Genomic DNA, 24,172 nt, shown 5'->3' with positions numbered 1-24,172 from the left:
CTGCACAATTGTGCGGGACCCGTTTTCTTATTTGCAGTCTTCAATCATCTTGCGCAGGTAATCTGCAGCCCTGCGTCCCTTGAGAGCAGGTCCCCAAAGCTCGGTAATCATCTTCTGATGCAACTCAAGCGCCTCGGGAGCTGATGTTAACATGCCCACGCCTAGCCGTACATTGGGAAAATGACAGAGCTTATAAGGACTTAAACAGAGAGTAGATCTTTCTGACTGGCGGAAAATCTGAAAATGCGTGCTGGGAACAGAATCAATAAGTAAACCGATCTGTACACCGATGGGCTGTTCCTCAAGGAGGTTGATTACATTTTCCACCTCGCGCCGCGCCACATCACGCCGCTTCTGCAATTCCTCTTCGGGCAGATCAAAGGTTCCTACAAACCCACTACGCAAAAACTGCTCAAGATTGGTGGCAGAGGCAAGGTTCACCATACTCGGCCTGCGCTGGTAATATCCTTTTTTGCGCTCCCGCAGCACTGATAAAATTTCAGAAACACGGCTTAATATGCCAGGATCATCCCGCAATTCTTGCGGCAAGCCTTCTTTAATGGAAATCTCAAGATATTCATCAAATTCATCTGTAGTAAGCAGATAGGAAAACAAGCCGAACATCACTGCAAGCTGCTCTGACTCAGCTTCGTTCTGGCGCATACGCTCGAAAAAGCTGATCGCTGAAGAAATATACTCTACTCCGACTCCCATCAATGACGTAAGTGAAACTCCAAGCAAGTCGGCTATAGATTCTAAAGTTTCCAGCTTAGGCGGGTCCCCTTTTTCATATCTGTACAAAGCCGCCCGGGAAATACCGATCTTAGCGGCAATTTCCTCGGTGCTGTATTTACTGCCCAGCCTGAACGCTTTCAAGCGCTGGCCTATCTCCTTGGGACTAAGTTCATTCATTCGCCCGTCTCCATGAAAGCTTAATTTCAACTGTCCAGCCTATCTTATATGTATAAATTCATTAACAGACAGTCGCTTTTGCCATTATCGTTATCAATTATGACTCAAAATCTCATTTTTGTGAATGTTTTTTTGAATTGTTTCAAAAATGAGATTTATGTTGACAAAAATCTATTTTTTGATTGAAATTCACCAAATCAAATCATAACTGCAAGCAAAAAAGAATTTCCTTTTAATTCATTTTGCTGGCTGTTAAATTTGCAATCAAAACCCGATTGCCAGTCGGGAACATACCGGAATCATTGATTTCGGTTCGACTTGATCATGTGATTCTGCCTGCCAGATTCACGCTCACACTTTCAGGAGGCTTCCAGAATGAAATTTTTCGGACGAATTGTTACAGTAGCTCTTGCTTTGTGTATGGTGATGGGTGGAGTTATTTCCGCCAACGCCGCTAAATACGAGGCACGCATCGGTCACCTTGAATCCCCCCTGCAGCCACGTCATCAGGGTCTGGAAAAAGTCGCCAAGCTCGTTAAAGAGCGCACCAACGGCGAAGTTGAATTCAAAATTTTCCCTTCTTCTCAGCTTGGCAACCAGCGCCAGATGAACGAAGGCGTACAGTTCGGAACCATTGAAGGTACTGTCTCCGCCGCAGCTTTCCTCGGCGGATTCAACCCTGCGGTTTCCATCATGGACATTCCCTTCCTGCTTCCTGTTGACCGTGTAAAAGCACAGGAACTGCGTCAGGGTAAATTCGGTAAAGCGCTGCTCAAATCCTTTGAGTCCAGAGGTTTCAAAGCAATCGCAACCTGGCCCAACGGTCGTAAGAACTTTACCTCCAACAAGCCTATCTCTACCATCGCGGACTACAAAGGCCAGTCCTTCCGCGTAATGGACTCCAAAATTCTCATCGAGCAGTTTGCAGCGATCGGCGCTTCCGCAATCGCACTACCTTTCGGTGAACTTTACACAGCTCTCCAGAACGGTGTTGTAGACGGCGAAGAAAACCCCCTCGACACCATCCAGCGTATGAAGTTCTACGAAGTACAGAAATACCTCGTGACTTCCGAGCACGGTGCAATGGAAGACTATGTTCTCTTCAACCCCTCCTACTGGGAATCCCTTCCTGAAAATTACCAGAAAATCATCGTGGATACTTTCATTGAAGTAATGCCCGGTGTTGAAGCCCACAAAGAACAGGCTCAGAAAGACGCTCTTGAAGTTATCAAGAAAGCAGGCGTTCAGGTTACTCCCCTGCAGGCTGCAGACCGCGCTGCCATGCGTGAACTCATGTACCCCAGAACCAAAGCTGCTTACCTTGCCCGCGCAGGTGCTGAAGGTGAAAACCTGATCAAGCTTTACGAAGAAGAATACGCACGTATTGTAAAATAGTAAGACGTTCATTCCGGCAGGAGAGGATGTCCTCTCCTGCCTTTTGTTAAGTATATTCATGAGATTAGAATTTGGTGAAGATTATTGCCTGAAGACTTATTAGTTTTATGGGTAGCTACACCAGGAGTTTTTAGGATGCGTAAGTTGCTTGGTTCCCTGCTGAACGGGATACGTTTAATTGAAAGAGTGCTGATCATTTCCATCAACCTGATCATGGTCGGCTTGTATACTTTTAATGTTCTGGTCAGGGAGACAATGCCTCAATACGCCAGCACTTTCGCATGGATTGATGAAGCTACACGTTTGCTCATGGTCTGGGCTGTTTTTCTCGCTCTCGGCCTCGCCCTTGAACGCGGGCGTCAGGTAGCCGTAACCACACTTTTCGAAAAAATGCCCGAACTGCCGCGCAAGGCAGTCAGCATCCTGATCAACCTGACCGGAACCGTTTTCAGCTGCTATCTGGTCTGGCTGGGTATAGCCCTTGTTAAATTCGTAATGCGCACCGGACAGCTCAGCCCCACTTTGGGACTGCCCATGTACTGGCTCTATATTGCGCCTACTGTTGGATTCGGACTGCTGGCACTGCGCTACCTGCTCGAACTCTTGAGTATTAACGATCGCCACACCCGGCCCATCACCACCCTGACCAAGTAATATAAGGTAGCAGCACATGACTCCTGTAATTATCCTCATCGCCCTTTTAATGCTCGTCTGCGGTTTTGAAATGCTGCTGGTACTCGGCGTACCCGCATTCCTGACCAAAACCTTTTTGTTCCCCCGTATTCCCGATCCGGTACTGATCCAGAAGCTGGTAGGCGGAATCAACTTTTCCACTCTTCTGGCAATTCCTTTCTTCATTTTTGCCGCAGAACTCATGGCTTCCGGACAAATTGCCAAGCGTCTCACAGATCTTATCAAATATTACACCGGACACCGTCTCGGCGGCATCGGACACACCACAATTTTCGGTTCCATGGCTTTCGGTTCCGTATCCGGATCAGCACCGGCAACCGTTGCCGCCATGGGCAAACTTATGTACCCGGAACTACGTAAGACCGGGTTCAGTGAAAAATTCAGCCTCGGCCTGATCGTCTCCAGCGCGGAAACAGCCTTGCTCATTCCGCCCAGCATTACCCTGATTATTTACGGCTGGATGACCGGAACCTCCATCACAGGATTGTTCATCGGCGGTCTCGGCGTAGGCTTGGCTCTCGGACTGGCTTTTGCTGGACTGGTGATATTTGAATCCGTGCGTAAAAGCGTTGGTCGTGGCGAAAAAGCAACGGTTCCTTTCTTTTCTGTTTTCAAATCAGCTGCTTGGGCACTGGGCCTGCCGATCATTATTCTCGGTGGTATCTACTCCGGACTGTTCACTCCGACTGAAGCCGCCGCGGTATCAGTTGTCTATGCTATTCTTATTGAAGCTTTCGTGTACAAGAACCTGTCCTTCGCCAGATTAATCAGCATCACTGAACGGGCAGCAATATCAACCACCATTATTTTCATCCTGCTGGCTATGGGCAGCGTACTTTCCTACTTTGTAACGCTGGCTCAGGTTCCGGTTCTGATCACCAATTTCCTTAATGACATTCAGGCCGGTCCGATCACTTTTCTGATGATCGTTAACGTAGCATTTTTCCTTGCCGGAATGTTCATCGATCCCAACTCAGCTTTGCTGATCCTTGTGCCTCCCCTTTATCCGGTTGCACTTTCCATGGGTATCGATCCTATCCATTTCGGTGAGATCGTCTGCCTGAACATCTGCATCGGCATGATCACCCCCCCCTTCGGGCTGGACATCTTCGTGGCTTCCTCCACTCTGGAAAAGCCTGTCATGTCCATCATCAACGGGGTATGGCCGTTCCTGTTCATTAATATTCTGGTCCTCCTTCTGGTAACCTACGTTCCCGGCGTGGCAACTTTCCTGCCCAGCCTTGTTGCTCCCTAAAAAGGTAATCTAACATGATTAACGCAATGACCAGCAATATGGGCGGAACAGGCAACAGCAACAGTCCGCATCCGATTCCGCAACACAAGGCTTCCCTTGATCATCTCACAGCAGAAGCAGAAAAGCTTTTTGATGATCTGGAAAAACTGTCCCGAGATGTGGCAGGTGTGTCCCGCCCTTCATATGGAGAAGCTGAAACACGGGCCTTTGAGCTGATTGAAAAATTCGCTCACAAAGAAGGTTTAATCACCTACCGCGACAATGCCGCAAACCTTGTTGTTGAACTTGAAAAGATCCCGGAGGACAAAGAATATATCCTTATCGGATCACACCTTGATTCAGTACCTCAAGGCGGAAACTATGACGGTGCCGCCGGAGTAATTGCTGGCCTGCTCTGCCTTGCAGAGATTAAACGCAGCGGCAAGACTCTTGAAGTTCCGGTAAAGGTTATCGCTCTGCGCGGAGAAGAGAGCGCATGGTTCGGTGCCTGCTATCTAGGTTCCAAAGCATTGCTCGGTAAGCTGGAAGAATCTGAACAGGAACTCCTCCAGCGTGATGACAGCCGTCCCTTAAAAGATCATATGATCGATTGCGGAGCTGATGTAGAACGCATTGCCAAGGGAGAAGTGCTCATCGACACTTCAAAGATCAAAGCTTTCTTTGAGCTGCATATTGAGCAGGGTCCGGTCATGATCGCCCGCAACCTTCCCGTTGCCGCAGTAACCGGAATCCGGGGCAACATCCGCCATCGCAGGATCAAATGCATAGGTGAAGCCGGTCATTCCGGAGCTGTTCCCCGCTGGCTGCGCAAGGATGCGGTATTTGCCACCGCTGAACTTATCACACGTATTGATGATCACTGGACCACCATCCTTCAGCATGGTGGTGATCTGGTGGCGACCTGCGGTATACTCTGCACCGACCAGCAGCACCATGCCATGTCGCGTATTCCCGGCGAAGTAACTTTCAGCTTTGAAGCCCGCAGCCAGTATGAGCATACCCTAGCGGCCATTGAAGCCCTGCTCCACTCCGAATGTGCTACGATCACTTATGAGCGCAGGGTTAAATTCGAATTCGACAAGCCGGTTAAAACTCCGCCTGCTGTTATTGATCAGGAAATAGTGGATCGTATAAACAATGCTTGCATTGCGGAAGGCTTACCTGTAGAAGCTATTCCCAGTGGAGCTGGGCACGATGCCTCGCTCTTCGCCAACGCGGGTGTTTCCACAGGCATGATATTCGTGCGCAACCGCAACGGCTCTCACAACCCGGAAGAGGCAATGGACATGGAAGACTTTATCCGGGGCCTTTCAGTACTGCACCGCACAATCACGGAGTTCAACTTATGAACAACGAAATAACCATCATACGACCTGATGATTGGCATCTTCACCTGCGCGAAGGTGAAATGCTTGCGGCAGTGCTTCCTTCCAGTGCAAAAATTTACGGTCGGGCCATTGTCATGCCCAACCTCATGGTTCCGGTGACCACCGCAAAACAGGCTGAAGAGTACCGTAAAAGAATAATTGATGCCCGTCCTGAAGGTTCTAATTTTGAACCGCTCATGACCTGCTACCTTACGGATTCAACTTCTGCAGAAGACATTCATACAGCATACGCAGTCAAAGCATTTCATGCGGTTAAACTTTTCCCAGCCGGTGCGACCACGAACTCCGACAATGGAGTTACAGACATTAAAAAGGTCTATCCTGTTCTGAATGCCATGCAGGAAATAGGCTTGCCCCTTTCCGTACACGGCGAAGTCACCGACTCGGAAGTGGACGTTTTTGACCGTGAAGCAGTATTTATTGAACGGGTGCTTGAACCGGTACGTAAAGATTTCCCTGAACTCAAAATAGTATTCGAACACCTGACCAGTAAGGCCGGAGTTGACTACGTTCTTAAGCAGGATGAAAACATGGTCGCGACCATTACCCCGCACCATCTGCTGCTGACCCGCAATGACCTTTTCAAAGGCGGTATGAATCCCTACATGTACTGCCTGCCCGTAGCCAAAACCTTCGAAGACCGCGAGGCTGTGCGCAGGGCCGCCGTATCCGGTGATGAAAGATTTTTCCTCGGCACTGATTCTGCCCCCCATCCTGCCCGTGCCAAAGAAAAGGCCGGAGCAGCGGCGGGCATATTCAATGCCCCCACATCAATAGGATATGTAACTCAAGTGTTTGACGAGCTGAATGCTCTGGACAAACTCGAAGGGTTTACTTCCATATACGGTGCCAGATTTTACGGTTTTTCTCCCAATGGCAGCACTGTTACTTTAGTCAAACGAGAAAACCCCGTTGAAATGGACTGGCAGATTAAAGTCGGAGGAGATATCGTAAAGATATTCAAACCCGATACTCCCTTATTTTGGGATTTGGTTGATTGATACCAGCTGAACCGTTATATTTCGGTTCAGCTTTTTTTTCGCGATACAACTAACACAAGGAGAAAAAATGGTTCCTACCAGCTTTCCTGACAAAGAAACCATCGCTGAAATCACAGCGAAAATGCTCATCGAAGTAGAAGCAGTTCACTTCCGTGCAGATGAGCCCTTCAAGTTCACCTCCGGCTGGGCCAGCCCGGTCTATATTGACTGCCGCAAGCTCATTTCCTTTCCCAGAGTCCGTAATACCCTGATGGATTTCGGAGCATCCATTATCCTGCGTGAATGCGGCTTCGAGTCCATCGACTGCGTTGCAGGTGGCGAAACTGCAGGTATCCCATTCGCCGCATGGCTCTCTGACCGCCTCATGCTGCCCATGCAGTACGTACGCAAAAAACCCAAAGGATTCGGCCGTGACGCTCAGATCGAAGGTGATTTTGCAGAAGGCTCCAAGGTCCTGCTGGTTGAAGACCTGACTACCGACGGTCGCAGCAAGATCAACTTCGCACAGGCTCTGCGCCATGCCGGAGCTGAAGTGACTCATACTTTCGTACTCTTCCACTACGGCATCTTCCCCAAGACCAAGGAAACCCTTGCTTCTGCCGGACTGGAAATGCTTTCTCTCGCAACTTGGTGGGATATCCTCAACGTTGCCAAGAAAGAAAAGTACTTCGACACCAAATCTCTGGATGAAGTGGAAAAATTCCTCAACAACCCCGTTGATTGGTCTGCCGCCCACGGTGGCATTTCCACCTACCCTGAGTAAGCCATTTGATGAAAACGGGGGATATCGTTTGATATCCCCCGTTTTTTTTAGAACCTATCCATCCCATCGTAGACATCGGCAGAAGCAAGAGCCTTTGGTTCATCCAAATCGGCTACTTCGCAATGCCCCGCTGAATCACACTTAAAATACCCCATCATCCTGCGCAGGGTCTCTGCCTGACCGGCCAGTTCCTGCGATGTTGCTGAAACCTCCTCTGCCGCAGAAGCAGAGGTCTGCGTTGCCACTTCTACCTGCGCTACGGCCGCACCAATCTGCTTAATCGACTCATCCTGTTCCGCACAGGTGGCATTAATTTCTTCTACCAAATCGGAGGTCTTGCCGATTTCCGGGACCAATTCATTAAGCATCTGTACAGCCTTATCTGCAACCCTGAGCGTACTGGTGGAAAGCTCGCTAATCTCACCGGCTGCGATTCCACTGCGCTCTGCAAGCTTGCGAACCTCTGCGGCGACAACAGCGAAGCCCTTGCCGTGCTCTCCGGCTCTTGCAGCCTCGATTGCGGCATTAAGTGCCAGTAAATTTGTCTGGCGTGCGATATCCTCAATGATGGTAATCTTCTCGGCAATATCTTTCATCGCTCCGACAGCTCCGGATACGACCTGCCCGCTTTCATCTGCTTTAGCCGCAGCTTTAGCTGCAATTTTAGACGTTTCTTGAGAATTATGGACGTTCTTTTCAATGGACATAGTAACAGAGTTGATTGAGGCGGAAAGCTCTTCCACACTTGAAGCCTGCTCGGATGACCCCTGAGACATGGATTCAGCTGTTGCAGCCAGTTCCTCACTGCCCGCCGCAATATTCGATACAGCAGAATTAACTCCGGTAACAACATCACGAAGCCTGTAGATCATATTCCCCATGGCATTTAGCATTACTCCGGTTTCATCGCGGCTGGCAGACTGCACATTCTGATTAAGATCACCATTGGCCATCCTCATGACTGTGCTCTCTGCCGTACGTAACGGGCGGGCAATAGAATTAGTAACCAGCAAGGAAATCACAATGCCTATAAATAGAGCAACACCACCGAGGCCCATTGCCGTCTTTGAAAAGATCCCGGCCTCGACTTCAAGCGCAACTGTCCGTTGCCCCATGCGCTCTTCCGCCATGGTCCTGATTTTTATCAACTCAGGTTCAATAGCATGAACTGCACCACGCATATCATTATTCTGTTCAGCTATACGGTTATTTTCATCTACAAGAGCCATAAAAGAAGCACGATATACCCCAATTCCTTGTTCAATCCCGGCCCTTACTTTCTCCGGTATAGACGAATCAACAAAAGCAGCCTTCAATTTTTCAAGGTCAGCAAGAGTTTTCTTTACATACTTTTCGCTTCCACGGAGCAAATAATCCTTCTCGTTCCTGCGCACCGAAAGAATTAAAGATTGAACCTGCGGTACAAAGACAGACTGCAAAGCCTTTTCCATATTCCCGGCAGAGGTACGCGCCTGCAGGTATAGTGAAGACTTAAGTTCAGCAGGCACCCCCTGCATAATCCTTTCCATGGCTTGAGTGTATATTCCAAGTTCCTTGAGCTGCAGCTTTTTAGCATCCTCAGCACATGGACTTTTATCCAACCCATTTTTATAGGCATTCACTGCTGCAAGAAACTGCGTATGGTATTTTGCACTCCCGGTTCTCATAAAATCTTTTTCATACCGGCGCATCTGCAACCACTGCAAATATAAATCATCTACTGCAAATTCCGGCACGCGGTTCATTATCATATGAGCAGCAGCCCGGAATTCACCCTGCAGGCCTTCTTCAGGAGTCAGCCCTTTTCGCACATAACTTTGAACGACTTCCTTGAATATCTTCAAATATTGCAATGCATCATCTTTAATTGTCGCCGCAAGGTTTCCTATCTCATTTACTCCCGTATTATGTCCGACCATGGCAACATTATCCATGGCAGCAACTATCTCTGACACACTCTTTTCAACCCGCGGAGGATATTTCATATCATTGCGCAGCATAAAATCCTTTTCAGACCTGCGGGCTTCAAGCATAGCTATTTCTGCTTTCTGGACCTGCTGAGAAATAAAAACCTCTTCACTGAGAACATCAGTATATCCATTCCCGGTTTCAGTCAGTGCGAACTGATACATTCCCAATGCAGAAGCACACAAACTGAGGACAATTAAAATATTACCTAAAAACTTGGTCTTGATTTTAAATTTATCCAGTAAGCTCATATTCCCTCCGTCCTAAAGGACTAATGCGAATTCGCTGCAACTGCATAAGTGCCGCCATTACACCTGCTAAAATTCCGTAACAAGAATGTAACACAAGAAAGTATTTTTATACTAATCAAAAAAAATCCCCCCTTATACTTTTCAGTACAGGGGGGGATTAATATCTTATTATTGAATATCAGCTAGAAAGTCTGCTTAAACAAATCCTCACTGGAACCTGAACCGCCGGAATCTCCATCCTCGCCGGAACCGGATGCGGTCCTTGTGGGCTGCGTACCTTCCTTGAACGGCAAGAAGTAGGTTTCCTTGGAATTAGGTCCGGCAAGCAGACCGGAAGCAGCATCAATTTTAGCCATTACAACACCGTCAGGCTGCGGAAAATCCTCATATGGATAATCATTTTCCACCTTCATGCGGTAAGAAACCCAAAGCGGGCTGGCAGCACGTGAACCGGTCTCCCATTTACCCATGGGAGTCAGCTGGTCAAAGCCGACAAATACACCGGTTACAAGATAGGGAGAAAATCCCATGTACCATGCATCCTGCTCATTGTTGGTTGTTCCGGTCTTACCGGCAACCGGACGGCGCAAAACTTTTGCTCTCCAGCCGGTTCCATGCTGGACAACCTCTTTCATCAGGTCACACATAATGTAGGCAGTCTGCGGGCTGATGGCATCGGTAAATTCCGGTTTGGAATCATAAAGCAATTCTCCCCATGCACTGTTCACTGAAAGAACCAAACGGGCTTTTACGCGGGAACCGCCTCTTGCGAAAGTTGAATAGGCTTCAACCATATTCAGCAGGGTTACAGAACCGGAGCCAAGTGCCACAGAAAGGTCTCTGGGAAAATCAGCTTCAAGGCCCATGTCTTTAGCGCGCTGGATAATTTTATCAATGCTCATCTTGCGGGCCAGCCTGATTGTCACAAGGTTTCTGGATTTAACCAGAGCTGTGCGCAGTAAGGTAGGTCCGTAGAATACACCTTCGAAGTTCTGCGGTTTCCAAAGCTTCCCGGCTTCCATGTCAGTGTACACGAAAGGAGCATCCATCAGGATTGAAGCTGTGGTAAAACCATTATCCATAGCTGTTGAATAAACAATAGGCTTGAAAGCAGAACCGGGCTGACGTTTAGCCTGAGTTGCACGGTTAAACTGGCTTCCCTGATTTCCGCCGAAGGCATAACCTCCGACCATTGCCAGAACATCGCCATTCTTGGGGTCCATGGAAACAAGAGCTCCCTGCACAACAGGCTTCTGCATCAGAGAAACCAGCCAACTGACATCACCCAAAGTATCGGTTTCAGGATCAACCTGATTGAAGTTGACTTCGCTGCCGTCTTTGAAAAAAGCCTTATCAAGCCTTGCCCAGACCACGTCACCCTTTTTGAGTATCTTGGTGGCATCCTTCTGGGGGCGGACATCTTCAGGAGCTTTCTTCACATCAGGAGTACGGCACCATTGCATGCTTGTAACAGGCATAGTTGCAGCGTACTTGCCGAACTTAACAGCAGCTTCCTTGTTGGAAACCTTGGTAACCAGAACCTTGACCCATTTCCCGGGACGCAGTTCCGGTTCAGGAATAATTTCAGAAGCGAGGAATCCGGCATATTCAGCAGGCTCAAGTTCCAGCAAAGGCCCTCTCCAGCCACGACGTCTAGTGGAGGATTCAAGCCCCTCCCTAACAGCTTCATCGGCTGCGTCCTGATGCTTGATATCACAAGTGGTGTAAACATTAAGACCACCTGTGTAGACAGTCTCCTCACCATATTTATCAATCAGCCAGCGACGAACTTCTTCAAGAAAATAGGGACCGTGCTTCCATGAAGGATCTTCCATGCTCTTGTAGACAAGAGGCTGCTCCACAGCCTTGTTGTACTCATCGCGGGTAATCCAATTATGCTCATACATCTGTCCAAGCACATAGAGCTGACGGGCCTTTGCCCTTTCAGGGTGACGCAGAGGATCATAACGGCTTGGAGCCTGCGGCAATCCTGCCAGCAGTGCACATTCAGCAACAGTAAGCTCAGTTACATGCTTTCCAAAATAGGTACGCGCTGCGGCTTCAACTCCGTAAGCTCCTGCTCCAAGATAAATCTGGTTCAGGTAAATGGTCAGGATTTCATCTTTTTCAAGATAATGCTCCAAACGGAAAGCGAGGATGGCTTCCTTGATCTTACGCTTGTAGCTCTTCTCAGGAGACAGGAGCAAACGCTTAATAATCTGCTGGGTAATGGTACTTCCGCCCTGAGTCTTTGCGCCGCTTTTCATGTTGGCAACAAAAGCACGGGAAATAGCGGTAAAATCAACACCGTCATGCTGATAAAAAGAAGCATCTTCGGCTGCCAGAAAAGCCTTTGGCAACAGCGGAGTCATCTCGTCCATGCGGACCAGAAAACGCTTTTCCTTATAAAAATATCCGAGAACCTTGTGGTTGCGGGAATAAACAGTGGTAACCAGAGGAGGATTATAGTCGGTAATATTTTTGAATCCGGGCAGATCGCTGGCAGCCCAGAAATAAAGTCCGGCAATGGACCCTACGCCGAGGATTCCCATCGCCAACGTCACTATCAGTAGGATTTTATATACTTTTTTCATTTGTGATTCTCATCAGTCATCTGCATGGGGAACAAAGCCCCAAGCTATTCTCAGCCTGCTATGCAATTCTCGCACTTCGGCCTGCGTAATTCCAAGAGCTTTAAAAAGCTTGCCCGGAGTCTTATTTTCATGCTGAGCGAGGCATTTTTCAACTTCAAGAAGTGTAATTCTGCCATTTTCGTTTGTCCAAAAAGGAAAAAGCCGGCAATACAAGGGCCGGACTTCTTTGGGGATAACACAGCCCTCGCTACCAAGAAACAAACATTTTCCATTGGAATCAACTTCCAACCGGTAATGCATTCCACCCGGGGGAAAAAGCTCTTTTACTCTTCTGCGTTGCCCCGGAAAAAGTCGAAGTAAATTTTCAATAAAAACAGGCGTATTTACTTGTAAAGCAAACCCACCGGAATCGGGAACGCACTCAATGATGCGTTCCCGTTCATATTCTGAGACAGGGAAGCAAACTTCCTCTGTTCCCGGAGTCAGTTCACAACATGTCGGCCCCTTGGCGGCACATCTGGCACAGACAAAAGGATCGCTCATGATAATCAAAGACTCCCGGTTCTTTTAGCCTTCATTTTCAAGGCACATTTTTCCATATCCCTTGCAGGGAGCAATGGGATAATCACCGTTGAAGCATGCAAGGCAGTATGAATCCTTGTCTTCCACTGAACTGAGCAGCCCTTCGATGGACAGGTAGTGCAGTGAATCAAGGCCGAGGAAACGTGCAATTTCCTCTTCAGTGCTGTTGGCGGCAATAAGCTCTCCTTTGGAAGAGAAATCAATACCGTAGTAGCAAGGGAAGCGGATCGGCGGGCAGCTGACCCGCATGTGAATCTCACGGGCACCGAGTTCACGCAGCTTTTTGATTCTGGTCCGGGTAGTTGTTCCGCGGACAATAGAATCTTCCACGATCATAATTTTCTTACCCTTGATCATGGATTTAACCGGGTTAAGTTTAACCCGTACGCTGAAATCGCGCATATCCTGAGAAGGCTGAATAAAAGTACGGCCTACATAATGGTTGCGAATCATCGCCAACTCAAGCGGCAGACCGGACTGCTGGGAAAAACCTACAGCAGCATAGTTACCGGAGTCAGGAAAAGGCATGACGAAATCTACATCAACCGGCTGTTCTTCTGCGAGAACTGCACCCATTTTCTTACGTCTTTCATAAACAACTTCACCGAAAACGGTAGAGTCAGGACGTGCGAAATAAATAAGCTCAAAAATACACTGACGCTTAGGAGCGCTTTCGCAATAGGTGTAGGAAGTCAGTTTGCCGCCTTCCACTACGACCATTTCACCTGCATTTAGAGGACGAATTTCCTCAGCATCAATCAGGTCAAATGCACAAGTCTCAGAAGCAAAAGTATAATTATCACCTACACGTCCGATAGCCAACGGACGGAACCCGTTGGGGTCTTTAACAGCAATAAGCTTATCATTAGCCATGATCAGCAGGGAGAATGCTCCCTTAACCTTACGGCAGGCCTCCATGACAGCGTCTTCAATTGTATTACCGTTAAGATTCTTGGCAATCAGGTGGACAAAGACCTCAGAATCCATGGTAGTCTGGAAAATTGATCCCTGTGCCTCAAGCTCATGACGCAGTTCAAGGGTGTTTACGAGGTTTCCGTTATGAGCGATCGCCAGATGCAGATCACCGAATTTAACGAGAAAAGGCTGCGCGTTCCTGATCAGAGAAGCCCCGGTAGTGGAATAACGGATATGTCCGACACCAATGTCGCCTTTAAGTTCTTTACCCAAATGACGTTCATTGAAAACATCAGCAACAAGGCCCATGCCCTTCTGCTCACGGATGCTTGTACCATCCCATGTAACTATCCCGGCAGATTCCTGTCCGCGATGCTGCATAGCGTAAAGGCCAAAGTATGTCATTCTTGCTGCTTCGGGATGTCCATAAATCCCGAACAGTCCGCAATATTCTTTTTTCATCTTTCCTGCTCTTGCAATGTAAGCTTTAAAATTACGGCTACGTTTTTTGCAAAACAATCCAATACAAACGGGAACTCCAAGGCATATAAGCCTGAGGAATCACCCTAAAAAGGAAAAGGACCGTGCGTTATGCCCGGTCCGTTTTCCTGTTTATATACTTTTTACATATCGTGATAGCGCTGTAAGCACTGCACATCAAGCCCTTTACCGCGTTGTTCCTCAATTGCCAGACTCATGGCGTGAGCACCCGCGACAGTGGTTGTATATGCCAGTCCGTAAAGCAATGTTGTCTGCCTGATCTCCTTGGAGTCAGAAACAGTCTGCTTACCGGACGGGGTGTTTATCAAAAGGTCAATGTCTCCGTTCTTGATGTAGTCAACAACGTGCGGACGACCTTCGTTAACCTTAAGAATCTTCTTAGTTGCAATTCCCTGTTCAAACAGAAAATCTGCAGTTCCGCCGGTAGCCAGTATCTTGAAACCAAGTCTTTCAAAATTTCTGGCAGTAGGCAATATCGCTTCCTTGTCCCTGTCTTTCACCGAGATGAACACGGTTCCCTCAAGGGGCAACTTTATTCCCGCACCAAGCTGAGCTTTCATAAACGCGAGGCCGGGAGTATAATCCATACCCATAACCTCACCGGTGGAGCGCATTTCAGGTCCAAGCATTACGTCTACGTTGGGGAACCTGTTAAAGGGGAAAACTGCTTCCTTGACGGAGTAGAAACCTTCTTTACGCTTGGACCAAGGATCGAGATCCTTGAGCTTTTCACCGAGCATGACTTTGGTTGCCATCTTTGCCAGCTGGATACCGGTAGCCTTACTTACGAAAGGCACGGTTCTGGAGGCGCGTGGGTTAACCTCGATGATGTAGATATCACCGTCTTTGACTGCGAACTGAATGTTCATCAAGCCGACAATCTCAAGCTCTTCAGCAAGGGCTACAGTCTGACGCTCAATTTCCTTAACGATTTCATCGCTGAGGGTGTGCGGAGGCAGAACACAGGCAGAGTCACCGGAGTGAATCCCGGCTTCCTCAATGTGCTCCATCACCCCTGCGACATAAGTCTGTTCGCCGTCAGCAAGGGCATCTACGTCAACTTCAACTGCATTCTCAAGGAACTTGTCAATGAGAATGGGGTGTTGCGGGGAAACAACCGCTGCTTCGCGGAAGTAGGAATCAAATTCCTCGTCACTGTATACGATATCCATTCCACGTCCGCCGAGGACATAGGAAGGACGAAGTACCAAAGGATAACCAAGACGCTCAGCAATGGCTTTAGCGTCATCGAGAGACATGGCGGTTCCGTTCGGCGGCTGCTTGAGATCAAGTTTCTTGAGCAGCGCCTGAAATCTTTCCCTGTCTTCGGCACGGTCAATTGCATCCGGGGAAGTACCCAGAATATTAACACCGGCCTTAAGCAGCGGAATCGCGAGGTTCAGAGGAGTCTGACCGCCGAACTGCACGATTACCCCTTCAGGTTTTTCAAACTCAATGATGTTGAGCACATCTTCATAGGTAAGCGGCTCAAAATAAAGTCTGTCGGAAGTATCATAGTCAGTGGAGACGGTCTCGGGGTTGGAGTTAACCATGATTGACTTCACGCCCATGTCTTCCAATGCGAAAGCAGAGTGACAGCAGCAATAGTCAAACTCAATTCCCTGCCCGATCCTGTTAGGTCCACCGCCAAGAATCATAACCTTGCGTTCAGGCATGGATTCTGCTTCCTGACCGGACTCATAAGTGGAGTAGAAATAAGGAGTGTAAGCCTCAAATTCCGCCGCACAAGTATCAACCAAATAATATGTGGGAACCAGACCGAGTTTTTTCCTGAAACTACGGACGTTCTCTTCAGTCTCTCTCCACATTGTTGCCAGCTGCGGATCGGAATAACCGTATTCCTTGGCTTTCTTGAACATAACCGGAACCCGCCCGTCACCGGAATAAAGTCCGGTTTCAAGGGAGAACTGGCGAAGTTCTTTTTCAAAAGTAACAAGATCTTCAAGCTGGTGCAGATACCAGGGATCAATCTTGGTGATATCGAAAATTTCCTCAAGGGTCATACCGGCGAGAAAAGCTTCACGCAGGTAGAACATACGCTTTGAATTTGGCTTACGGATCAGGCTGATCAATTTATCGCGCTCGATATCGCTGGGCTCAAAGACCTTACCGAAACCGGGCATTCCGACTTCAAGAGAGCGCAGACCTTTCTGCAGGCACTCCTTAAAAGTCCTGCCGATTGCCATGGTCTCACCGACACTCTTCATGGCGGTGGTCAGGAAATCTTCGGAACCGGGGAATTTTTCAAAGGTAAATCTGGGAATCTTGATTACGCAATAGTCAATGGTCGGCTCGAAGGAAGCCATTGTCTCGCGGGTAATATCGTTGGGAATCTCATCAAGGGTGTAACCAACCGCAAGTTTCGCTGCGATCTTGGCAATGGGGAATCCGGTTGCTTTGGAAGCAAGTGCGGAAGAACGGGATACACGCGGGTTCATTTCGATAATGGCCAGCTCTCCGTTTTCCGGGTTGATTGCAAACTGTACGTTTGAACCACCGGTCTCAACACCGATTTCACGCATAATAGCGAGAGATGCATCCCTGAGCATCTGATATTCAACATCGGTCAAAGTCTGTGCAGGAGCAACGGTGATGGAGTCCCCGGTATGCACACCCATGGGGTCGATGTTTTCAATGGAACAGATGATTACGCAGTTATCCTTACGGTCACGCATGACCTCCAACTCGTATTCCTTCCAGCCGAGGATGGATTCTTCGAGCATAACCTCGTTCTGAAGGCTGGCAGCAATACCCTTCATGGCGATCTCTTCCAGATCATCCATGTTGTAAGCAACACCGCCGCCGGTACCACCAAGGGTAAAGGCAGGACGGATGATGATGGGAAAACTGATTTCCTTACCGCAGCGGCGGACATCATCAAGGTTGCGGGCAATACGACTGGTAGGAACCTTAAGGCCGATTTTTTCCATGGCTGCACGGAAAAGCTCGCGGCTCTCGGCTTTTTCAATTACCTCAACAGAAGCACCGATCAATTCAACACCGAATTTATCAAGCACTCCCATTTCTGCAACAGCAAGCGCGGTATTAAGTGCGGTCTGTCCGCCAAGAGTAGGCAGCAGTGCATCCGGTCGTTCTTTTTCAATGATTTTGGCAATGGTGCCGGGTTCGATGGGTTCAATATATGTTCGATCCGCTAAGACGGGATCGGTCATGATGGTTGCGGGGTTAGAGTTAACGAGAATAACTTCGTACCCCTCTTCTTTAAGGGCTTTGAGAGCCTGAGTACCGGAATAGTCAAACTCGCAGGCCTGACCAATGACAATCGGCCCGGAGCCGATAAGCATAATTTTCTTGATATCAGTGCGTTTAGGCATGAACTCCATCCAATAATGGTTTTGAAATATTGGCGTTAGGACTTGTGGTGAGACAGAAAGACATAAATCATTACTCGCAGATGAGCAAGCATAGAGTTGCCCACCTTATTTATATGATAACTCTCCCGCACCATTGACAAAGCAAACAACTGACTTTAAATTTCAATTGCAATGAACGCAATGATACAAACAGCAGAAGCAAGACCGCTATCCAGCTACAAAAGCGGAATGTCGGTCAGAGTAACCGGTTTTGATGCCGGGAAGTGCTGCCGCGGCAGACTTCTTTCCATGGGCATTATCCCCGGCACAATTGTTGACATCATCAACAATAACGGCCGTATGAATATACGAGTGCGCAGCGCGCAGTATGCCATCGGTTGCGAAATGGCCCAAAAGATCATGGCAATTCCGGTCTGTGACTGCAACAAATGCAGTGCATTTTAATATACACCCTTCACGTATTTTCGCCAAACAGATCAAGAAGATTTTCCCATGAGTTCAGACGCAAAATGGCAATCCCTTGAAATTCTCGCCAGCGACGGTTCATGGTGGTCTCTCACAATTCTGGAAATGAAAAAAGTACATGACCGGATCAAGGCGACATACGGTGTCTGGTCGAGCACCGAAGATTCTATCGCGACTATGAATTCCCTTAAAAATTACAGAGACTTTGTTGAACGCACAGAAGGCCGGGTTGTAGATCTGGTCATCAATGGTGTTGATATTCCATACGACCTTCCTAAAAAGACCAAAGCTTAACTCCCACCAGCTTGTTTTATTTGCCTTCCCTCAGCTCTTCTGGCATTTTCCAGCTATGAGTAATATAAAATCCACCGAAGAAAGAATAGAAAGTCTTGAAACTGCCCTCGCGCTTCAAGATCAGACAGTTGAAGAGCTGAACAAGTTCATCATCGCCCAGCAAAAACAGATATCCGATCTTGAGAAAAAACTCCTGCTCATGGTCAGTCAGATGAAGGACCTGAAAGATGCTGTTGCCCATGCTTCACCGCAGGATGACGCACCACCGCCCCACTACGGTCAGCTTTAAAATTCCAAAATTCAGCATTCTCTAAAAACCTGCCAGCCTTGGATTCCGATATGAAAAAAATTGACGTGCTCATTAATGCTTACGGCAAGCCTTTTCAAACGGCACTTTCCCTGCTTTCACTTATGAAACACAGTGGGCATTGGATTGACCGCATCTGGTTTGTTCAGGATAGGCCGGAGGAAACTGAGGCTCTTGGAAGACAATTTATTCTGGACCTACTGGACAACATAACCCTTTACAAACCCTCTGACTGGCGCTGGATCAACCATATCGAAGAGGAATTGCTTACCGACGACGCGTACCGCCACTCAATTAGATATCAATACGGATGGGAACACACTGATAAAGATTTCGTGCTGACCGTCCACAACGATGTCTACTTCACAGCTGATCCGGTAAATCTCCTTATGGGAGTGATCGGCGACAACATAGCCGCCGGAACAATCGGTTTATGCTGCCAATGTCCGGCATTCCACCATAAATTATGTTCACCGGAAACATATCAGGATTACCGCCCTACCCTGAAGGAGTTCATAGCCATAGCCAGTGATCCCAAAGGATATATCCCCACGGATGTATCGAATTACATGGTGTGCCCGTCGCTGCGCAAAAAGCCTTGGCCTCTGCCATCATGCCGCGTCAACGAGTGGTGCGCATTAATCAATATGCAGAAGGCCCGACCGGCCACAGTTCCAATCGGTCCGGCACGACCTTTCGGAGCTCACGTATTCGAAGGAGTTAAGCGCGAATTAAAAGAGGGTGAAGAATGGCAGGAATTCCAGAATAATCTGGGAATAGTGTATGATACGGCAATGGCATGGTTTAGGGATGTTCATCATCAAGGACACACTTGCGCCCATCAGGATTTGTCAGAAATTGCACAACACTGGAGCGGACATCAGGCCCTTTTCGATACAAATCTTTATGCGGAAAACGAAAATCGCGCCAAAAAAATTCTGGAGCAGGAATTCAATCTTCAGTTTTCAAATTAACCGCTCCCCAAAACATAAAAAAAGGCAGCCCTATCAGGACTGCCTCAAAACAACTTAGCCTAACCTTGCAACATAAATCTCTACTTTCCATTATTTACAAAACCCATCACGAGTTGAAACAACTCGTTAGCTCTATTAGTACTACCCTGTGCACCTCTTTCTCGAGCCATTCGCTTATGTTTGGGCAGATTTGACCCAGCATAAATAATGAACGGAGTGTTATCATTTGAAGCCCTTAATTTATCCAGCAAAACATATCCCTCTTGAGTACCTTCTGCACGCCCCATATCAGAGATAACAACTGCAAATTTCTCCTGATCCATGATAGTTAAAGCCTCATCAGTAGACAAAGCCAACCTTATCTCAAGACCTTGAGCCTCAAAAGCCTGACGCTCATAAATATTATTTTCAGGCACATCATCAACCCAAAGAATTTTATTTTTCCATTTTTCTCTAGACTTATTCTGATAAACATTTGAAATCAGCAAATCAACTATTTCATCAATCTTATTTCCATTTAATTCCTTACCATCACCAGAGTACTTGGTTTCAGCTGCCGCTAACAAAGCGGCGGAGGAAATTTGAGTTTTCAAAAAATTTTCCTCGTCTTTGAAATCTGAAGGACCATACAATTTTCGATGATGCTTTGTGACAAGCCACATAAAACCAAAGAATACAATAACAGGAAAAATACTCATAAAATAAATCAAGGGAGTGATCTCAATATTTGAGTTGTTTCCATATCCAACAACAAGTGCTGCCAAGCCATATACGAGGACAATAAAAAGAGCTATTATACCTAACGGACTTTTAGTATAGCCTTTTGCTACAGAAGAAAATTCAATTAAGCTCACTGCACCCTCCTATACCACATTCCATTTTAAAACTCTTATCGCATAAAATAGACTAATAATTCAATAAAATCCATAAAAAAAGGCAGCCCTATCAGGACTGCCTTTTTCATTTACTAGCACAAAATAAATTTAAGAAACCTTACATCCGTTGGCAACTGGTGCGCTAACGCTCAGCAGCTGCATCTCTTCGCCGTTACGCACAGCGAGGATCATGCCCTGAGACACTTCACCGCGCAGCTTGCGAGGCTGAAGGTTCACAACCACAACAACCTGACGGCCTTCCAGTTCTTCAGGCTTGAAGAATTCAGCCAGCCCGGCCACAACCTGACGAGGCTCATCGTCACCGGTATCGATCTTGACCAGCAGCAGCTTGTCAGCATCAGGGTGTTTAGCTACGGAAAGCACGGTTCCCACACGCATATCCACTTTCTGGAAATCGGGAAACTCAATTACTCCGGGAATTTCTTCCTTGGCCTGCTTGGGTTGCTTCTTGGATTTCTTGGCTTCCTTCTCTGTGGGAGCAGGTTCTTCCTTGGGCAGTTCCACTCTCGGAAAAAGATTGGATTTCTTGGCAACTTCGGTGTCCGGATCAAGAAGACCCCAGACATCAATTTCGCCCTGCAGGTTTACCTTTTCAGGAGCAAACACGATACCCAGCTGTTCCAGCATTTTCTCACTGGCTTCAGGCATGACCGGCCAGAGATGAACTGCAATCTTACGCATGTTTTCAAGCAGGACATACATAACAGTGCCAAGGCGGGACATGTTCTCTTCTTTATAAAGAGCCCAAGGCTGAGTGGTATCAATGTATTTGTTCAAGCCGCGCACAAGTTCCCAAAGCCCTTCGAGGCCACGGGAAAATTTCGCTTCCATGAAATTATTCTGGAATTCGGCCATTGCTTTACGGCCAAGGCTCTTGATTTCGCAATCTTCTTCGCCTTCATCGCCCTGAGCCGGAACTTTGCCCTCAAAATATTTATGGGTCATAGACAGGGTACGGCTGAAAAGGTTGCCGAGGTCGTTGGCAAGATCAGCATTGAGACGGCCCACAAGAGCTTCCTCAGAAAAGCTGGAATCATTGCCGAAAACCATTTCACGCAACAGGAAGTAACGGAAAGCATTAACACCGTATTTCTCTGCCATTTCCAGCGGAGAAACAACGTTGCCCAGAGACTTGGACATCTTGGTATCTTTAATCAGCCAGTAGCCGTGTACGTTAAGATGCTGGAAAGGTTCAATTTCAGCAGCTTTCAGCATTGTAGGCCAAAAGATTGCGTGAGGTTTCAGAATATCCTTTGCAACAAGGTGGTTGGCCTTAGGCCAGAATTTCTTAAATTTCTCACCTTCAGGATATTCAAGTGCTGTAATGTAGTTAATGAGAGCATCGAACCACACGTAAGTCACAAACTTATCATCAAAGGGCAGCTCAATGCCCCACTCCAGGCGGCTCTTGGGACGGGAAATACAAAGATCTTCAAGCTCGCCGGACTTGAGAAGGCTCAACACTTCATTGCGATATCTTTCAGGGCGGATAAAATCGGGATTGGCATTGATATGCCCGATGAGCCAGTCCTGATATTTGGACATCTTGAAAAAATAGTTCTTCTCAGCAATATATTCAGGAACGGTTTCGTGCTGCGGACATTTTCCGTCAACAAGTTCCTTCTCTGTATAGAATCTTTCACATCCGAAGCAGTAATGACCGCCATATTCACCGAAATAAATATCACCTTTATCGTAAACTTTCTGCAGAACTTCCTGAACGCACTTAATATGCCTTTCCTGAGTAGTCCTGATGAAATCGTCATTATCAATCTGCAGACCGGGCCAAATTCCGCTGAACAGAGAGCTTATCTCGTCGACATATTCACGTGGTGTCTGGCCACCTTTTTCCGCAGCCTGTACAATCTTGTCACCGTGCTCGTCTGTTCCGGTGAGAAAGAAAGTTTCATCTCCCAGCAGCTTGTGAAACCTTTTCATGGAATCAGCAAGAATTGTTGTATAGGCATGGCCGAGGTGCGGCTTTGCATTAACATAATAGATGGGAGTTGTAATAAAAAACGAATCCAAAATCAGTCACTCCTGTTAAGGTGATAACAATCGGATTTAATAAAAATTATATAAAGCGGCTACTGCCGCATGAAAAATCCGAAATGAATACAGCGTAAAAAATCTTAACAGCCGGGTGAGAATACTGACATTTTCAACCGGCCGCAAGATTGCTTACTGCTAACGGGCAGAACGCATATAGCGAAGAACCCGAATATAAGCAAATATTTCTATTCTAACAATTAATTGCTTTTATTCTTCCGTTGTCCGGAAGGCTTACGTTTACGCCTGCGCCTTGAAGGACGGCGGCGTGAAGACTTATTAGGTTTGCCGGATTCATCATTTTCTCCGGACTTAGCAGGCTCTGCAGGTTGGCTATCCTGCTCCGGACTTTTCTGTTCCGGACTCTGCTGAGGACGATCCTTTTGGGAGAAACGCTTCCGGTTCTCCTGCTGCAGGGAATCATCCTTGCGGCTCTCCTGTTTTTCTTCAAGCATATCCACTGAGACTTTTGTCTCATCAGATTGTTCAGATTCAACGTTCTCGCGTACAGGCTTACGCTCCGGCCTTGGGCGCTCAGCTTTCGGTCTGTCGCTTTTTGAACGTTCAGGACGGGTACGATCAGTTCTCGAACGCTCAGGACGTTCTGGACGGGAGCGCTGAGGACTTGAACTGCCTCCATCGCGGTCTTCCCAACCATTATCTCCGTCCTCAGGACGTCCCCTGCGAGGTTCATCAGAACGAGCATCAGGCTCCCCTCTCCGATTAGATCCGGAGGGCTTAATCATATCCGGCCAATCATCCAAGGGAATTTCAATCTCATCACCCTGCTCAGGCAAAACGGTCAGGGTATTCCTGAAAAAGTTAGTCCGTGTAACCCTTACAGTACCGTGAACGGTATTGTATTTCTTCCCGGTCTTGGGACTTTTACGATGGAAATCTTCGTAGTTTTCCTGTTCAAACGATAAGCAACAGAGCAACCTGCCGCAAATACCGGAAATTTTAGTCGGGTTAAGGAAAAGATTCTGTTCCTTGGCCATGCGGATGGTTACCGGCATGAACTTACGCATAAAGCGTCTGCAGCAACAGATCTGACCGCAGTTGCCAATGGCTCCCAGCATCTGGGTTTCATGGCGTACACCAATCTGGCGCAGTTCAATACGGGTTCTGTACTCCTTAACCAAATCCTTAACGAGCTCACGAAAATCAATTCTTCCCGGAGCCGTAAAGTAGAAGATCATCTTGCTGCGATCAAAAAAGACCTCAACATCCACAAGCTTCATCTCGAGCTTCTGGCGATCAATGCAATCTTTACAAAACCTGTGTGCTGTGCGGGCAAGTTCCTTGTTTTCCACTTCAGCTTCAAGGTCTTCCTCGCCTGCAAGACGGTAGATTGTTTTAATGGAGTCCTCGGTAACATCTTCGGGCAGATCCTGTTGCACGACAAAAACCTTGCCGAGCCCCATGCCCTGCTCGGTCTTCACGATGACCGAATGTCCTTCCCGAACAACGAAAGGACCGGACGAAAAGTAATATATCTGTCCGAAATCGTTAAATTTAACGCCTAAAATCTGTGACATTGTAAAAAAACCTTATATAAAACCGCAACTCATGGCGGATAAAACTTGATATGAAGGAGCCACAATAGACCACTT

Annotated in this window: 19 protein-coding genes; 10 read left to right on the top strand and 9 right to left on the bottom strand. The window is 47.5% G+C overall.

The annotated features are described in order from the left end of the window. Positions 1 to 27: 27 nt before the first annotated feature. Positions 28 to 912: a helix-turn-helix transcriptional regulator gene (locus ACKU40_RS04930; protein ID WP_320175411.1), complete on the bottom strand. Its 885-nt coding sequence runs from the start codon at positions 910 to 912 to the stop codon at positions 28 to 30. Positions 913 to 1,287: 375 nt separating this feature from the next. Between ACKU40_RS04930 and ACKU40_RS04925 the strand changes: the two genes are divergently transcribed. From ACKU40_RS04925 to ACKU40_RS04900, 6 genes are all read left to right on the top strand, one after another. Beyond that, the gene (locus tag ACKU40_RS04925) at positions 1,288 to 2,307 is read left to right on the top strand and encodes a TRAP transporter substrate-binding protein (protein WP_320175410.1); all 1,020 of its coding nucleotides are present in this window, start codon (positions 1,288 to 1,290) and stop codon (positions 2,305 to 2,307) included. Positions 2,308 to 2,442: 135 nt separating this feature from the next. Next, positions 2,443 to 2,961: a TRAP transporter small permease gene (locus tag ACKU40_RS04920; RefSeq protein ID WP_320175409.1), complete on the top strand. Its 519-nt coding sequence runs from the start codon at positions 2,443 to 2,445 to the stop codon at positions 2,959 to 2,961. 16 nt (positions 2,962 to 2,977) lie between these two features. Then, positions 2,978 to 4,255, top strand: coding sequence for a TRAP transporter large permease (locus tag ACKU40_RS04915; RefSeq protein WP_320175408.1), 1,278 nt, complete (start codon positions 2,978 to 2,980; stop codon positions 4,253 to 4,255). Between the two features lie 14 nt (positions 4,256 to 4,269). After that, positions 4,270 to 5,604 carry a Zn-dependent hydrolase gene (locus ACKU40_RS04910; RefSeq protein WP_320175407.1) on the top strand — a complete coding sequence of 445 codons (1,335 nt, stop codon included), beginning with the start codon at positions 4,270 to 4,272 and terminating at the stop codon, positions 5,602 to 5,604. Next, positions 5,601 to 6,644 (top strand): dihydroorotase, encoded by a 1,044-nt coding sequence (pyrC, locus tag ACKU40_RS04905; protein ID WP_320175406.1) that lies wholly within the window; start codon positions 5,601 to 5,603, stop codon positions 6,642 to 6,644. Before ACKU40_RS04910 ends, pyrC begins: the two co-directional genes overlap by 4 nt. Before the next feature lie 67 nt (positions 6,645 to 6,711). Further along, complete coding sequence (locus ACKU40_RS04900; protein ID WP_320175405.1) at positions 6,712 to 7,407, top strand: orotate phosphoribosyltransferase; 696 nt, start codon at positions 6,712 to 6,714, stop codon at positions 7,405 to 7,407. A 47-nt stretch (positions 7,408 to 7,454) separates the two neighbouring features. Here ACKU40_RS04900 and ACKU40_RS04895 read toward each other — a convergent pair whose 3' ends face one another. The 5 genes from ACKU40_RS04895 to carB form a co-directional block, all read right to left on the bottom strand. Then, a complete protein-coding gene (locus tag ACKU40_RS04895; RefSeq protein ID WP_320175404.1) occupies positions 7,455 to 9,626 on the bottom strand; it encodes a methyl-accepting chemotaxis protein in 2,172 nt (723 codons plus the stop codon). 182 nt (positions 9,627 to 9,808) lie between these two features. After that, positions 9,809 to 12,220: a PBP1A family penicillin-binding protein gene (locus ACKU40_RS04890; RefSeq protein ID WP_320175403.1), complete on the bottom strand. Its 2,412-nt coding sequence runs from the start codon at positions 12,218 to 12,220 to the stop codon at positions 9,809 to 9,811. A gap of 12 nt (positions 12,221 to 12,232) precedes the next feature. Further along, positions 12,233 to 12,763: a zinc/iron-chelating domain-containing protein gene (locus tag ACKU40_RS04885; RefSeq protein ID WP_320175402.1), complete on the bottom strand. Its 531-nt coding sequence runs from the start codon at positions 12,761 to 12,763 to the stop codon at positions 12,233 to 12,235. Between the two features lie 24 nt (positions 12,764 to 12,787). After that, positions 12,788 to 14,179, bottom strand: a complete 1,392-nt coding sequence (gene purF / locus ACKU40_RS04880; RefSeq protein WP_320175401.1) for an amidophosphoribosyltransferase — start codon at positions 14,177 to 14,179, stop codon at positions 12,788 to 12,790. A gap of 161 nt (positions 14,180 to 14,340) precedes the next feature. After that, on the bottom strand, positions 14,341 to 17,574 hold the full coding sequence (carB, locus tag ACKU40_RS04875; RefSeq protein ID WP_320175400.1) for a carbamoyl-phosphate synthase large subunit: 3,234 nt from the start codon (positions 17,572 to 17,574) through the stop codon (positions 14,341 to 14,343). Between the two features lie 180 nt (positions 17,575 to 17,754). Between carB and ACKU40_RS04870 the strand changes: the two genes are divergently transcribed. Genes ACKU40_RS04870 through ACKU40_RS04855 form a run of 4 tightly spaced genes read left to right on the top strand, consistent with a single transcriptional unit; the run spans position 17,755 to position 19,614 of the window. Further along, on the top strand, positions 17,755 to 18,018 hold the full coding sequence (locus tag ACKU40_RS04870) for a FeoA family protein (RefSeq protein WP_320175399.1): 264 nt from the start codon (positions 17,755 to 17,757) through the stop codon (positions 18,016 to 18,018). A 48-nt stretch (positions 18,019 to 18,066) separates the two neighbouring features. Then, positions 18,067 to 18,333 (top strand): hypothetical protein, encoded by a 267-nt coding sequence (locus ACKU40_RS04865; protein ID WP_320175398.1) that lies wholly within the window; start codon positions 18,067 to 18,069, stop codon positions 18,331 to 18,333. Between the two features lie 55 nt (positions 18,334 to 18,388). Beyond that, positions 18,389 to 18,622 carry a SlyX family protein gene (locus ACKU40_RS04860; RefSeq protein WP_320175397.1) on the top strand — a complete coding sequence of 78 codons (234 nt, stop codon included), beginning with the start codon at positions 18,389 to 18,391 and terminating at the stop codon, positions 18,620 to 18,622. Positions 18,623 to 18,672: 50 nt separating this feature from the next. Continuing rightward, complete coding sequence (locus tag ACKU40_RS04855; RefSeq protein ID WP_320175396.1) at positions 18,673 to 19,614, top strand: hypothetical protein; 942 nt, start codon at positions 18,673 to 18,675, stop codon at positions 19,612 to 19,614. An 80-nt stretch (positions 19,615 to 19,694) separates the two neighbouring features. On the opposite strand, the gene ACKU40_RS04850 is transcribed toward ACKU40_RS04855, so the two are convergent. From ACKU40_RS04850 to ricT, 3 genes are all read right to left on the bottom strand, one after another. Next, a complete protein-coding gene (locus ACKU40_RS04850) occupies positions 19,695 to 20,468 on the bottom strand; it encodes a response regulator (protein WP_320175395.1) in 774 nt (257 codons plus the stop codon). Between the two features lie 129 nt (positions 20,469 to 20,597). Continuing rightward, positions 20,598 to 22,538, bottom strand: coding sequence for a methionine--tRNA ligase (gene metG, locus ACKU40_RS04845; RefSeq protein ID WP_320175394.1), 1,941 nt, complete (start codon positions 22,536 to 22,538; stop codon positions 20,598 to 20,600). Positions 22,539 to 22,759: 221 nt separating this feature from the next. Next, positions 22,760 to 24,097, bottom strand: coding sequence for a regulatory iron-sulfur-containing complex subunit RicT (ricT, locus tag ACKU40_RS04840; RefSeq protein WP_320175393.1), 1,338 nt, complete (start codon positions 24,095 to 24,097; stop codon positions 22,760 to 22,762). Positions 24,098 to 24,172: the final 75 nt, after the last annotated feature.

Origin of the sequence: Maridesulfovibrio sp. (assembly GCF_963666665.1) — a bacterium.
Lineage (GTDB): Bacteria > Desulfobacterota > Desulfovibrionia > Desulfovibrionales > Desulfovibrionaceae > Maridesulfovibrio.
This window is presented reverse-complemented; position numbering and strand designations above follow the sequence as displayed.